The 14,046-nt window shown below is 74.3% G+C and carries 10 protein-coding genes; 7 read left to right on the top strand and 3 right to left on the bottom strand.

Annotated features, from left to right (window positions below; translation table 11 throughout):
* Positions 1-28: 28 nt before the first annotated feature.
* The 5 genes from EOE48_RS26510 (at position 29) to EOE48_RS26490 (ending at position 5,557) form a co-directional block, all read left to right on the top strand.
* Positions 29-1,108 carry a hemolysin family protein gene (locus tag EOE48_RS26510; RefSeq protein ID WP_127733889.1) on the top strand — a complete coding sequence of 360 codons (1,080 nt, stop codon included), beginning with the start codon at positions 29-31 and terminating at the stop codon, positions 1,106-1,108.
* Positions 1,105-2,841, top strand: a complete 1,737-nt coding sequence (gene lnt / locus EOE48_RS26505) for an apolipoprotein N-acyltransferase (protein ID WP_425463692.1) — start codon at positions 1,105-1,107, stop codon at positions 2,839-2,841. Before EOE48_RS26510 ends, lnt begins: the two co-directional genes overlap by 4 nt.
* On the top strand, positions 2,816-3,229 hold the full coding sequence (locus EOE48_RS26500) for a helix-turn-helix domain-containing protein (protein ID WP_127733887.1): 414 nt from the start codon (positions 2,816-2,818) through the stop codon (positions 3,227-3,229). The genes lnt and EOE48_RS26500 overlap by 26 nt, the downstream gene beginning before the upstream one ends.
* 177 nt (positions 3,230-3,406) lie before the next feature.
* A complete protein-coding gene (locus EOE48_RS26495) occupies positions 3,407-4,594 on the top strand; it encodes a CynX/NimT family MFS transporter (RefSeq protein ID WP_246154938.1) in 1,188 nt (395 codons plus the stop codon).
* A gap of 123 nt (positions 4,595-4,717) precedes the next feature.
* The gene (locus EOE48_RS26490) at positions 4,718-5,557 is read left to right on the top strand and encodes a class I SAM-dependent methyltransferase (RefSeq protein WP_127733885.1); all 840 of its coding nucleotides are present in this window, start codon (positions 4,718-4,720) and stop codon (positions 5,555-5,557) included.
* Positions 5,558-5,798: 241 nt separating this feature from the next.
* Here EOE48_RS26490 and EOE48_RS26485 read toward each other — a convergent pair whose 3' ends face one another.
* The 3 genes from EOE48_RS26485 to EOE48_RS26475 form a co-directional block, all read right to left on the bottom strand.
* Entirely contained in the window at positions 5,799-7,172 is a 1,374-nt protein-coding gene (locus EOE48_RS26485; protein WP_127733884.1) for a DUF3100 domain-containing protein, read from the bottom strand.
* A gap of 62 nt (positions 7,173-7,234) precedes the next feature.
* On the bottom strand, positions 7,235-8,764 hold the full coding sequence (locus tag EOE48_RS26480) for an aldehyde dehydrogenase family protein (protein ID WP_127733883.1): 1,530 nt from the start codon (positions 8,762-8,764) through the stop codon (positions 7,235-7,237).
* A gap of 16 nt (positions 8,765-8,780) precedes the next feature.
* On the bottom strand, positions 8,781-9,644 hold the full coding sequence (locus EOE48_RS26475; protein ID WP_127733882.1) for an NAD(P)-dependent oxidoreductase: 864 nt from the start codon (positions 9,642-9,644) through the stop codon (positions 8,781-8,783).
* 185 nt (positions 9,645-9,829) lie between these two features.
* On the opposite strand from EOE48_RS26475, the gene EOE48_RS26470 reads away from it, so the two are divergent.
* Together EOE48_RS26470 and putA are read left to right on the top strand one after the other, a co-directional pair.
* Positions 9,830-10,780, top strand: coding sequence for a LysR family transcriptional regulator (locus EOE48_RS26470; RefSeq protein ID WP_127733881.1), 951 nt, complete (start codon positions 9,830-9,832; stop codon positions 10,778-10,780).
* A 186-nt stretch (positions 10,781-10,966) separates the two neighbouring features.
* Positions 10,967-14,046 (top strand): bifunctional proline dehydrogenase/L-glutamate gamma-semialdehyde dehydrogenase PutA (gene putA / locus EOE48_RS26465; RefSeq protein ID WP_127733880.1); only part of this gene is annotated, 3,080 nt, incomplete at its 3' end.

Below are 14,046 nucleotides of genomic sequence, written 5' to 3'. Positions count from 1 at the left end.
CCTCGCCTCCACTCCAGATACGGGACCCATGAGCAACGACCGAAGTCGTGGCGCCGCTGCGGCGATCCACGCCACCGCGGAGGACGACTCTCCGGGGCGCGAGCCCTGGTACGACCGTCTGCTGAACATCCTGCACCTGAAGCCGCGGGACACCCCGCGGGACGACCTCTCGGACGCCCTCGCCGAGGCGCAGTCGGGCGACCACGCCTTCTCGCCGGTCGAGCGGGTGATGCTGAAGAACGTGCTGAGCCTCCACCGGGTGCGGGTCGACGACGTGATGATCCCCCGTTCGGAGATCGTCGCGGTGCCGCAGGAGATCGGGCTCGGCGACCTGCTCAAGGTCTTTCGCTCCGCCGGCCATTCGCGCCTGCCGGTCTACGGCGAGACCCTCGACGACCCCCGCGGCATGGTCCACATCCGCGACTTCGTCGACCATCTGGCGATCCGGGCCGAGGAGGCCGGACCGGCGGCCGGCGATGCCGGGGCACCCGCCGCCGACCTGCTGAATCTCGGCGACGTCGACCTCGCCGCCCCGCTCTCCGCCACCCGCATCCTGCGCCCGGTCCTGTTCGTGCCCCCGTCGATGCCGGCGATCGACCTCCTGGTGCGGATGCAGGCCAGCCGCACCCACATGGCCCTCGTCATCGACGAGTACGGCGGCACCGACGGCCTGATCTCGATCGAGGACCTGATCGAGGTCGTGGTCGGCGACATCGAGGACGAGCACGACGTCGCCGAGGGACACCGGGTCCTGAGGGTCGAGGGCGAGGAGGCGGTGTTCGTCGCCGATGCCCGCGCCAGCCTCGCCGAGGTCGCCGAGGCGACCGGGATCGACCTCGTCGCCGAAGTCGGCGAGATCGCCGAGGAGGTCGACACGATCGGCGGCCTCGTCGTGACCATCGCCGAGCGGGTCCCGGCCCGGGGCGAGGTCATCGCCGTGCCGGGCGATTTCGAGGTCGAGGTCCTCGACGCCGATTCGCGCCGGATCAAGCGCCTGCGCCTCCTGCACGGCGCCGCCCGCCTCGCCGAGGCGGGCGATGCGCTGCCGCCGCCCCATGCCGGGAGCGAGGCCGGCCTGCGCCACGATTTCGGCGCCACGGGCGCATGATCGGGCGCGTCGGCCGGGGCGACGGGGCGGAGTCTGCGATGGACACGGGCTGGAGCCGCCCGGCGCGCCTCGATCTCGGCGGCCTCGCCCACCGCGTCGCCCTCACCGCGGGCTGGACCCGGCTCGTCCTGGCCTGGCTCGCCGGAGCCTGCGGCGCCCTGGCGATGCCGCCCTTCGGCCTCGTGCCGGCGCTGGCGCTCGCCCTCGTCCCGGCGGTGTGGCTGCTCGACGGCGCCGCCACCGGCGCGTCCCGGACCGGCCGGCGCCTCGGCACCCTGCTCGCCGCCGCCCGGATCGGCTGGGCCTGGGGCTTCGGCTATGGCGTCGCCGGGCTGTGGTGGCTCGGCGCCGCCTTCCTGGTCGAGGCCGACCAGTTCGCCTACCTGCTGCCGCTCGGCGTGCTCGGCCTGCCGGCGGTGCTCGGGCTGTTCTTCGGCGCCGGCTTCGCGGCGGCGCGGCTGGTCTGGTCGCGCGGGCCGGCGCGGGTGCTCGCCCTCGCCTTCGGGCTCAGCCTGTCGGAATGGCTGCGCGGCCACCTGTTCACCGGCTTTCCCTGGAACAGCCTCGGCATGGCGCTGGGCCAGAACCTCTGGCTGATGCAGGCGGCGTCGTGGCTCGGGCTCTACGGCCTGACCGTGATCGCGGTGGCGCTCGCCGCCGCCCCCGCGACCCTCGCCGACGCGGGCGAGGGCCGGACGCGGTCCGCCCCCTCGCTCGGCGCCCTGGCGGCGCTCGCGCTCCTCGCCGCCGCGGGCTATGCCCGCGTCCCTGCGGCCGCGACCCCTGACGTGCCGGGCGTTCGGCTGCGCCTCGTGCAGCCGGCGATTCCGCAGGATGCCCGCTTCAACCCGCGCAACCGCGACGGCATCCTGTCCCGCTATCTCGGCCTCAGCGACAGCGCGATCGGGCCGGAGGCCCGCGGCCTCGCCGACGTCACCCACCTGATCTGGCCCGAATCGGCCTTCCCGTTCCTGATCCAGCGCGACCCCCGGGCGCTCGCCGAGATCGTCGCCGCCCTGCCGCCCGGCACCCACCTCGTGACCGGAGCGGCCCGGGCCGACGAGCCGCTGCCGGGGGAGCGGCTGCGGTTCTACAACGCCATCATGGTGATCGGCCCGGACGGCTTCGTCGGCAGCACCTACGACAAGGTGCACCTCGTGCCGTTCGGCGAGTACCTGCCGGCACCGGTGGACGAGATCCTGCGTGCCCTCGGGCTCAAGCAGTTCGTCGCGGTGCCGGGGGGCTTCACCGCCGGCGAGCCCGGCGGCCATCTCGCGGTGCCGGGCCTGCCCCCGGTCGCGCCGTCGATCTGCTACGAGGCGATCTTTCCCGGCGCGGTCGCGTCGCGCCGCGAGCGGCCCGGCCTGATCCTGAACGTCACCAACGACGGCTGGTTCGGCGACACGCCGGGACCCCGGCAGCATTTCGCTCAGGCGCGTCTGCGGGCCGTCGAGGAAGGCTTGCCTCTGGTGCGGGCGGCCAATACAGGAATCTCGGCCATCGTCGACCCCTACGGTCGCATCATCGGTAGTCTGCCCCTGGGCACGGAGGCGGTGCTCGACGGCAGATTGCCCGAATCCCTAGGGGAAGCGACGATCTTCGTACGATTCGGCGATGTCAATTTCGCGGTTCTGCTTTTAATGTGCCTGTCGGCGGCAGTGGCGGCGCGGCTGGTCCGGCTGCCACGACATGGGTTTGGAGCGGACGTTGAAAAAGGCACCGGATCCGGTTGATCGTTATGTCGGGCACCGCGTCAGGGTCCGCCGCCTCCTCGTCGGCGTCAGCCAGGAGCGACTCGGCGACGCCCTCGGCGTGACGTTCCAGCAGGTCCAGAAGTACGAGAAGGGCGCCAACCGGATCAGCGCCAGCCGGCTCCAGCAGATCGCCGAGATGCTCGGGGTGCCGGTCAGCTTCTTCTACGAGGGCGCGCCGCGCACCGAGGCCGGCGACGACGACACCGCCGCCGACGCGCCCGACAGCGATCACGGCAACATGTTCTGGACCAGCCAGGACCTTCAACTGGTGCGGGCCTTCCAGCGCATCGGCGACAGCCAGATCCGGCGCCGGATCATCAGCCTCGTCGAGGCGCTCGGCAACAAGCCGAAGCTCGACGGCGAGTAACGCCTGTCCGGCTCCCGGGGCGCCGTCCCATGCGCTGGAAGCCGGGCGGACAGGCGGCACGCCGACTCGCCCCCCGCGTCGCAAATCGTCTAGACCGCCCTCAACAAGCGCGCCGCGCCACGACCGGCGCGCTCCGGGGGGATTGCGATGGGGCCGAACGATGGGCGGTCCGGCCCGATGCCGCGGGCCCGTCTGACGCGAGCCGCGGGCGCCGTCTGGCCCGCCCTGGCGCTGATGCTGGTCGCCTTCAACCTGCGTCCCGCTCTGTCGAGCATCGGACCGATCCTCGGGCGGATCCGCGAGGAGATCGGCCTGTCCGGGGTGCTCGCCGGGGCGCTCATCACCGTGCCGGTCCTGTGCCTCGGCGTGTTCGGGCGCCTCGGGCCGCCGCTCGTCCACCGCATCGGGCCGGATGCCGGCGTCCTCGCCGCCCTGGTGCTCACGGCGGTCGGGCTGGTGCTGCGCGGCTTCGACGGGGTGGTTCCGCTGTTCTCCGGCTCGGTCCTGGCGGCGGCGGGCATCGGCGTCGTCGGGGTGATCCTGCCGGGCGTGGTCAAGCGCGATTTCCCAACCCGCGCCGGGCTGATGACCGGGCTCTACACCGGCACGCTGTGCCTCGGCGCGAGCGCCGGCGCCGGCCTGACCGTGCCGGCGGCCCGGGCGCTCGGCCACTGGCAGGGGGCGCTGATGCTGTGGGCCTTGCCGGCGCTCGTCGCCGCCCTGGCCTGGCTGCCGATGCTGGCCCGTCCGCGGCCCCGCGCGACCGCGGCCTCCCCGCGCGGACGCCTGTCGGCGCTGTGGCGCGATCCCCTCGCGTGGCAGGTCACCGCCTTCATGGGGGCGCAGTCGTCCCTGGCCTACGTGGTGTTCGGCTGGCTCCCGGCCGCGCTGATCGATCGCGGATTCACGCCGGTCGCCGCCGGGGCGCTGGCCTCGGTCTCGGCCATGTCCCAGGTCGCCCTCGCGCTGGTCGTTCCGACGCTGGCCGGGAGGCGGCGCGACCAGCGCATTCTCATCGTGCCGGTGGTCGCCCTGCCGATGATCGGCTTCGGCGGCCTTCTGGTCGGCCCGCTGGCGCTGGCCTGGATGTTCGCGGTGATCCTCGGCCTCGGGCTCGGCGGCTGCTTCGGGCTCGCCCTGACGCTGATCGTCCTGCGGGCCCCCGACCCGGCCACCGCCGGCGACCTGTCGGCGATGGCGCAGGGCGTCGGCTACTGCGTCGCCGCGCTCGGGCCGCTGCTGATCGGCGCCGTCCATGAGGCGAGCGGCGGCTGGGACTGGCCGGCCGCGGTCTACGCATCCCTGGCGCTGACCGCGATGGGCTTCGGCCTCGCCGCCGCCCGCGACCGGCAGGTCGCGGGCTGACCCCCGCACGGTCCGCCCGGCGACCGCGCGGGACGCGTCCGCTGCCGCCCCCTCCGGTGCCGGACCGCTTCGTGCTACGCTGACCGGAATGAACGGCTTCGCAGCCGGCCGGAGGGACGCCCGATGCCCGAGGAAATCCCGCAGAGCGAGTATTGGAACGGCGAGGTCGGCGTCCGCTGGGCGCGGATGCAGGCGGAGCTCGACGCTGTGTTCGCGCCGCTCACCGCGGCCTTCCTCGACGGCCTGGACCTGCCGCCCGGAGGCCGCGTGCTCGATGTCGGCTGCGGCTGCGGCGAGACGGCGCTGATCGCCGCCGGGCGGGTCGGCGCCGGCGGCGACGTCCTCGGGGTCGACATCTCGCAGCCGATGCTGGATCGGGCGCGGGAGCGGGCCCGCGCGGTCCCTCCGGGCCACGCGGCGCTGTCGTTCCTGGAGGCCGACGCCCAGACCCATCCGTTCGCGCCCGACCGCGACGTCGTGCTGTCGCGGTTCGGGACGATGTTCTTCGACGACACCGCCGCCGCCTTCGCCAATCTCGCCCGGGCCCTGCGCCCGGGCGGGCGGCTCGCCCTGCTGTGCTGGCGCGGGCTGCCCGAGAATCCCTGGGTGGCCCGCGCCCGGGAGGCGGTGCTGACGGTGGTGCCGGAGCCGGCGACGCCGACGCCCGGCGGGCCGGGCCCGTTCCGCTTCGCCGACATCGAGGCCCTGGAGCAGGTCCTGCGCCGCCTCGGCTTCGCCGACGTGGCAACCGCCCGGGTCGACCGGATGCTCACCCTCGGCCGCGACGCCGCCGACGCGACCCGCTTCGCCGTGACGGTCGGGCCGGTCTCCGGACTGCTGCGCGACCTCGATGCACCGATGCGCGAGCGCGCCGCGGCGGCCGTGACCGCGGCCCTGCCGCAGACCGGCCCGGTGCGCCTCGCCGCCGGCTGCTGGCGCGTGACCGCCCGACGACCGGACTGAACGAGGGGGGAGGGGAGCGGTACGGGTTCCCCGCCCGCCCCGTCGGTCCGATCGATCGGCAATCCTATGATACGGTTTTCGGACGATCAGTTCCGAAAATCGTATCACGAGCCCGCGCGGTGGAGCCGAAGGCTCCACACACCTGAGCGAAGCCGATTTTCGCATCGCGTAGCGATTGCGCAGCAATCGCCGAGCGATCGATCGAAAATCGTATGACCCGGCCCGCCCGGAGGCCGGCGGATCACAGCGGCGGGTGCATCCAGAACTGGGCGATCAGCGCCGCGCCGAGGAAGGTCCCGGCATTGGCCATGAACGACACCACCACGATGCGCCAGCCGAGGCGGCGGAAGGCCGGAACGTCCTTGGCGATCGACAGGCCCGCGAAGGCGAGGATCGGGGTGGCGAGCGCCAGGAAGTTGATCTTGCCGGTCAGCGCCGCGACCTCGGCCGAGAACGGCGTGCCGGGATAGGTCAGCACCATGCCGATCAGCGACACCCACACCACCGCCGGCAGCCGGCGGGCGGTGAGGCGGTAGAGGCCGTAGCCCGCCACCACGACCCCGACGACGATCGCCATGCCGGCGAGCACCGCGGCGTCCGGCGCGGTGTTGTAGACGAGCCTGTTGCCGATCAGCCCGAACAGGCCGACGAGGATCCACGTCAGCAGCAACTCGCCGAAGCCGAGGGAGGGCGCCTCGGCCGGGACGGCGGCGGGGGCAGGGGCGGGGGCCGGGGCGGGGGCCGCCTCCGGTGCGGCGTGCGCGCGGCCGCGGCCGAGCACCGGCTCCAGCACGCCGTAGGCCCAGACCGTGAACGGCAGCGACAGGAACAGGGTGAAGTAGGTGCCGATGGTGGTGGTGATGAGGTTGCTCGCCGCCGCGAAGGTGGCGACGTCCTTGGCCATCTCGGGGGTCTGCTGGGCCGCGATCGCCCCGGAGGCCGCCGCCATCATGCTGCCCGAGCCGACCCCGGCGCCCATGGCGAGCGCCAGCGGGTTGAAGATCCCGAGGCTCGCGATCAGCCCGGCCAGCACCGCGATGAACACCGCGCCGAACACCGTGCCGGTGAGGTACTCGGCGAGGACGCCGCGGCCCTCGGGCGAGTCCATGCCGTACTTCTCGCCGATGATCGCGAGGCTCGGCTCGCGCCCGACCGAGAAGGTGGCGCCGATCGCCTCGCGCTTGATGCCGAGCAGCAGCGCCACCGGCAGGCCGAACACCATCGTGCCGAAGAAGTGGCCGAACTCCTGGAACACCAGCGCCCAGCCGGCGCCGAGGATCTTCGGCAGCGAGCCGCCGACGAGCAGGCCGAGCCTGGCGATGAAGATCAGAAGGGCCGGCTGCAGGATCGCCGAGGCGGCGTTCTGGAGCGGCGTGCCGACCGCGAGGGCACCCGGCAGCCGCGGCGAGGCGAGGCCGAGCGCCGCCCCCATCAGCAGCGCCCAGAGCAGCGGCAGCAGGATGATCTTGCCGTGCCCGACCGCGAAGCTGACGTTGCCGATCAACTCGGCCGCGGTCACGATCGCCAGGGCGTAGGCGAACAGCTTGATCCAGCCGCCGAGCGCCGTCGGCCGGTCCGACGGCGCCGCGTCGGCCGCCAGGGTGGTGGTCGTCATCGTCGAACTCCTGTCACGGTGGGGCGGGCGCCGCGCTCCCCCGGCGCCCGGTCGGGGGTTCTTCAGGCGCCGACGCCGGGGGCGTAGCCGAACGAGGCGGCGGGCTCGGCGGCGGTCTCGACCCAGACGCTCTTGACCTCGGTGTATTCGCGCAGCGCCTCGATGCCGCTGGAGCGGCCGTAGCCGCTGCGGCCCGAGCCGCCGAACGGCGAGGAGACGTGGATCGTCTTGTAGGCGTTGATCCAGAACGTGCCGGCCCGCACCGCCGCCGCGACCCGGTGGGCGCGCCCGACGTCCCGGGTCCAGACCGCGCCGGCGAGCCCGAACTCGGTGTCGTTGGCGAGCGCCACCGCCTCGGCCTCGGTGTCGAAGGGAATCGCGACCACGACCGGCCCGAACACCTCGGTGCGGGCGATCTCCATGGCGTTGGAGACCCCGGCGAGCACGGTCGGGCGCACGTAGTAGCCGCCCTCCGCCGGGGTGCCGTCGCTGCCGGTGACGAGCGTCGCGCCGGCGGCCAGCCCGCCGCGGATCATCCCGAGGACGTGGCGGTACTGGGCCGCGTTGTTGATCGGGCCGACCTCGGTCTCGGGTGCAGCCGGGTCGCCGACGCGCAGGCGCTCGGCGCCCTGCGCCACCATGGCGACGAAGCGGTCGTAGACCGGGCGCTGGACCAGCAGGCGCGAGCCGGCGACGCAGCTCTGGCCGGCGCCGGCGAAGATCGCCGCCTGCGCCCCGAGGCAGGCCCGCTCCAGATCGGCATCGGCGAACACGATGTTGGCCGACTTGCCGCCGAGTTCGAGCACGCAGGGCACGAGGCGCCGCGCCGCGGCTTCCGCGATGCGGCTGCCGGTGGCCGGCGAGCCGACGAACACCACCTTGCGCACCGCCGGATGGGCGATCGCCGCCTGGCCGGTGGTGTGGCCGTAGCCGGCCAGCACGTTGACCACGCCCGGCGGCAGGCCGGCGCGCTCGGCGATCACGGCGAGCGCCAGCGAGGTCAGCGGCGTCAGCTCGGAGGGCTTGAGCAGCACCGCGTTGCCGGCGGCGAGCGCCGGCGCGATCTGCCACCCGGCGGTGAAGACCGGGGCGTTCCACGGCGTGATCTGCAGCACCACCCCGACCGGTTCGCGGCGGGTGTAGTTGAGGTGGCTGGTCGGGACCGGGATCACCTCGCCGTGCAGCTTGTCGGCCCAGCCGGCATAGTACTCGACCATCTCGGCGACCTTGGTCGCCTCGCCGCGGCAGTCTCGGATCGGCTTGCCGGCGGTGAGCGATTCGAGCCGCGCCAGCGCCTCGACCTCGCCCCGGATCGCCCGGGCGACGTCCTGCATCACCCGGCCGCGGGCGGCGGGCGTGAGGGCGGCCCACGCGGCCTGACCGGCGCTCGCGGCCTCGGCGGCGGCGGCGACGAGGGCCGGCCCGGCATCCGGGTAGGCGGCGAGCGCGCTGCCGGTCGCCGGGTCGGTCAGGCGGATCTCGTCGCCGTCGCCGGCGACGATCCGGCCGCCGATCAGCGAGCCGATCGTCGGCATGTCGGGGAAGAACGGCGCCAGCAGCGCCTTCAGGGTGTCGGCGGGGTTGCGGGTCATGGCGGGGGCTCCTCGGTCAGGCGCGCAGGTCGGCGATGCGGTTGAAGTCGGCCTCGTCGGGGATGGTCTCGGCGCTCGCGGCCCACAGCCGGGCGGCCTCGGCCGAGAGCGGCAGGTCGAGGCCGAGCGCCGCGATCAGCGCCTCGGCGAGGCGCACGTCCTTGCGCATCAGCTTCATGGTGAAGCCGGAATCGAAGGCGCCGTTGAGGATCCAGGTCGGCATGTTGACCTGGGTGACGCCGCTGCGGCCCGATCCGGCATTGATCCCGGCGAGCAGTTTTTCCGGCGCGACCCCGGCGGCGGCGCCCATCCGCAGGGCCTCGGCCGCGGTGACGAGGTGGGCGGCGCAGAGCAGGTTGTTGGCGAGCTTGGCGACGTGGCCGGCGCCGACCCCGCCGACATGGACCCGCGTCGCGCTCATCGCGGCGAGCACCGGCTCGACCCGCGCCAGGACCGCGTCGTCGGCGCCGATCACCATCGTCATCGTGGCGGCGAGGGCGCCCTTCGGGCCGCCGCTCACGGGCGCGTCGACGAGGTCGATGCCGGCCCCGCGCAGATGGCCGGCGAGACGGCGGGTGACCGCCGGATCCGAGGTCGAGGTGTCGACCACGACGAGCCCGGCCCGGCCGTGGGCCAGGATGCCGCCCTCGCCGAGCGTCACCGCCTCCACGATCGCGGCGTTGGGCAGCGACAGGATCAGCATGTCGCAGGCCGCACACAGCGCCTGGATCGTCGCGACGGTCTCGATGCCCTCCGCCGCCAGCGCGGCGCGGGTCGCGGCCGAGGCGTCGGTGCCGTGGACCGCGTAGCCGGCCCGCCGCAGGGACAGCGCCATGCCGCGGCCCATGTTGCCGAGCCCGATCACCCCGATGGTCTTCATGTCCGGTCTCTCCCAGAAGGCGCGGCGCCCGCGCGGGGCGGGGCCGCCTTGCCCTTGGGCGGGGCCGCCTTGCCCTTGAGATCGGGATGATGCTGACCGGCCGCGTTGTGAGGAACGCGGTTGGCAGATATTTTGCGTTGACTTGCCGGCAACACTCCAACGACCGGCGGGACCCGGAGGACGCCATGCACAGCCTCGACGAGCGCTGCCTCAGCTACCTGGCCGCGGCGGTGAGCTGTGGCTCGGTCCGCGCCGCGGCCGACAAGCTCGACATCAACGCCTCGGCGGTGAGCCGCCAGCTCGCCCAGATGGAGGAGGAGCTGGCGACGCCGCTGATCGAGCGCCACAGCCGCGGCGTTCGGCCGACCGAGGCCGGGCTGATGCTGCTCGACTACCACCGCCGCCAGCGCGCCGACCGCGACGACACCCTGGCCAAGCTGGGGGAGCTGAAGGATCTCCAGCGCGGCCACATCGACGTGGTCTTGGGCGAGGGCTTCGTCGGCGAGCTGATGTCGGGGCTGCTCCAGGGCTTCTGGGCCCGGCACCCCGACCTGACCATGACCCTCGACCTCGCGGCGACCAACGACGTGGTGCGCACGGTGATCGAGGACGAGGCGCATCTCGGCCTCGTCTACAACCCGCCGCCGGAGCCGCGGCTGCGGGCGCATGCCCGGGTGCGCCATCCGATCCGGGTCGTGACCCGGGCGGAGCATCCCCTCGCGGCGCAGCCGGGGCCGCTGCGCCTGCGCGACCTCGCCCCCTACCGCCTCGGCCTGATGCACCCGGCCTACGGCATCCGCCAGATCATCGCCGGGGCCGAGCAGGCCGAGGGCGTGCGGCTGACCGCGGCGCTGACCACCAGCTCGATCTCGGTGCTCAAGCACTTCGTGTCGGCGGCCGACGGCGTGACCCTGCTGCCGGCCTTCTGCGCCGCCGAGGAGATCGCCGCCGACCGCCTCGCGGCGCACGCCCTGGCGCATCCCTCGCTCAACGCCGTCGAGGCCCGGGTGGTGACGCGGCTGGGCCGCCAGCTCCCGGCCGCGGCGGGCCGCCTGCTCAAGCACCTGTGTGGCGGCATGGCGCCGGGCCGGAGCCCCGCGGAGGCGGGGATGCCGGCGGTCCATGCGGCACCGTGAGGAGGTCGGACGGGGCGTGGGTACGGTCAGGCAGCCTGCCGCATCTTTCGCTAATTGGCCGTAGTTTGATCGAGAAATTCCCTATCGCAGACGCTTTTGCTTCGCTTCATGCACGGCGAGATCCGCCCTACACTGCATGAAGCCCGGGCCAGAAGCGCCGCGGGCCGTCCCGGAGTCCGCGCCGTCATGAACCGCCCCGTCCCCGCCCAGGAGGTCGCCGCCCGCCCGCCGCTCGCCGACCTGCCCGACCGCCCGGCCCTGCGCCGCGCGATCACCGCGGCGACCCGGCGGCCCGAGCCCGATTGCGTCGGCGCCCTGCTCGACCTCGCGACGCTGGAGCCGGCGGCGGCGGAGCGGGCGCGGGAGCAGGCCCGCGCCCTGGTGCGGGCGCTGCGCGACAAGGCCAGGGCGCGGGCCCGGCGCGGCGGCGTCGAGGGGCTGATCCAGGAATACGCGCTGTCGAGCCAGGAGGGCGTGGCCCTGATGTGCCTCGCCGAGGCGCTGCTGCGCATCCCCGACGCGGCGACCCGCGACGCGCTGATCCGCGACAAGATCGCGGCCGGCGACTGGCGCGCCCATCTCGGCCACAGCCCGTCGCCGTTCGTCAACGCGGCGACCTGGGGGCTCCTCGTCACCGGGCGCCTCGTCGCGACGTCGAGCGAGGCCGGGCTGACCCACGCCCTCACCCGCCTGATCGCCCGGGGCGGCGAGCCGCTGATCCGCCGCGGCGTCGACCTCGCCATGCGGCTGATGGGCGAGCAGTTCGTCACCGGCCAGACCATCGAGGAGGCGCTGGCGCGCAGCCGCCGGATGGAGGCCAAGGGCTTCTCGTATTCCTACGACATGCTCGGCGAGGCGGCGACCACCGCCGAGGACGCCGCGCGCTACCTCGCCGACTACGAGGGCGCGATCCTGGCGATCGGCCGCGCCGCCGGCGGCCGCGGCCTGCACGACGGGCCGGGCATCTCGATCAAGCTCTCGGCCCTGCATCCGCGCTACGCCCGCGCCAAGGCGGAGCGGGTAATGGGCGAATTGCTGCCGCGGGTCGCGCATCTGTGCCGGCTCGCCCGCGGCTGCGGCATCGGCCTCAACATCGACGCCGAGGAGGCCGACCGGCTCGAACTCTCCCTCGACATCCTGGAGGCGTTGAGCCTCGACCCCGACCTCGCCGACTGGGACGGCCTCGGCTTCGTGATCCAGGCCTACGGCCGGCGCTGCCCGTTCGTGATCGACTGGCTGATCGACCTCGCCCGCCGCTCCGGCCGCCGGCTGATGGTCCGGCTGGTCAAGGGCGCGTACTGGGACAGCGAGATCAAGCGCGCCCAGGTCGACGGGATGGAGGACGTCCCGGTCTTCACCCGCAAGGTCCACACCGACGTCTCGTACCTCGCCTGCGCCCGCAAGCTGCTGGCGGCGCCCGACGCGGTCTACCCGCAATTCGCCACCCACAACGCCCAGACGCTCGCGGCGATCACCGCGATGGCCGGGCCGGACTTCCGCCCCGGCGACTACGAGTTCCAGTGCCTGCACGGCATGGGCGAGCCGCTCTACGAGGAGGTGGTGGGCGCCCGTCAGCTCGGGCGGCCGTGCCGGATCTACGCCCCGGTCGGCACCCACGAGACCCTGCTCGCCTACCTCGTGCGGCGGCTCCTGGAGAACGGCGCCAACTCGTCCTTCGTCAACCGCATCGCCGACGAGGCGGTGCCGGTGGACGACCTCGTCGCCGATCCGGTCGCGGTCGTGCGCGCGGCGCAGCCGGTCGGCGCGCCGCATCCGGCCATCGCCGCGCCGCGCGACCTCCTCGGACCGAGCCGCCCGAATTCCCGCGGGCTCGACCTCGCGAGCGAAGCCGACCTCGCGCGGCTCGCCGCCGGCATCGCCCGGGCCTGCGCCCGGCGCTGGGAGGCCGCGCCGCCCGCGGGCGAGTCCGCCCCGGAGCCGGTCCTGAACCCGGCCGCCCGCCGCGACGTGGTCGGCACGGTGCGCCCCGCCGCGGCCGGGGCCGCGACGGCGCCGCAGGCGCGCGCCGAGGCCCTCGCGTGCGCCGCCGACGCGATGGAGGCGGCGATGCCGGAGCTGATCGGGCTGATCTCGCGCGAGGCCGGCAAGTCCGCCTCCAACGCCGTCGCGGAGGTGCGCGAGGCGGTCGACTTCCTGCGCTACTACGGCGCCGAGGCGGTGCGGACCCTCGCCGACGGGGCGCCGGCCCCGCTCGGGCCGGTGGTCTGCATCAGCCCGTGGAACTTCCCGCTGGCGATCTTCACCGGGCAGGTCGCCGCGGCGCTCGCCGCCGGCAACCCGGTGCTGGCCAAGCCCGCGGAGGAGACGCCCCTCGTCGCCGCCGAGGCGGTGCGCCTGCTCCACGCCGCCGGGGTGCCGGAGGACGTGCTGCAACTGCTGCCCGGGCCGGGCGAGACCGGCGCGGCCCTCGTCGCCGACCCGCGGATCGAGGGGGTGATGTTCACCGGCTCGACCGCGGTGGCGCGGCTGATCCAGCGCCGGCTCGCCGGGCGCCTCGGCGCGGGCGGCCGGCCGGTGCCGCTGGTGGCCGAGACCGGCGGCCAGAACGCGATGGTGGTCGATTCCTCGGCGCTGGCCGAGCAGGTCGTCGGCGACGTGATCGCCTCGGCGTTCGATTCCGCCGGCCAGCGCTGCTCGGCCCTGCGCATCCTGTGCCTCCAGGACGACGTCGCCGAGCGCACCCTGGCGATGCTGCGCGGGGCGATGCGGGAGCTGGAAATCGGCGACCCGGGTCGCCTTGGCACCGATGTCGGCCCGGTCATCGGGGCGGAGGCCCGCGACGGCATCCTCGCCCACGTGGCGCAGATGCGCGCCCGCGGCCACGCCGTCGAGGAACTGCCGCTGCCGGAGGCCGCCCGCCACGGCACCTTCGTGGCGCCGACCCTGATCGAGATCGGCCGCATCGCCGACGTGGAGCGCGAGGTGTTCGGGCCGGTCCTGCACGTCCTGCGCTACCGGCGCGAGGATCTCGACCGGCTGATCGCCGACATCAACGCCACCGGCTACGGCCTGACCTTCGGCCTGCACACCCGCATCGACGAGACCATCGCGCGGGTCACCGGGCGGATCGCCGCCGGCAACGTCTACGTCAACCGCAACGTCATCGGGGCGGTGGTCGGGGTGCAGCCCTTCGGCGGCGCCGGGCTGTCGGGCACCGGCCCGAAGGCCGGGGGGCCGCTCGCCCTCGGGCGGCTGCTCGCCCGCACCCCGGCCCACGCCCTCGACGGCTGCGCGGGCGCCGCGGC

The sequence above is a fragment of the Methylobacterium oryzihabitans genome, from assembly GCF_004004555.2.
In the GTDB taxonomy this organism is placed as follows: domain Bacteria; phylum Pseudomonadota; class Alphaproteobacteria; order Rhizobiales; family Beijerinckiaceae; genus Methylobacterium; species Methylobacterium oryzihabitans.
Note: the sequence above shows the minus strand (reverse complement) of the source record. Positions and strands in the feature narration are given on the sequence as shown.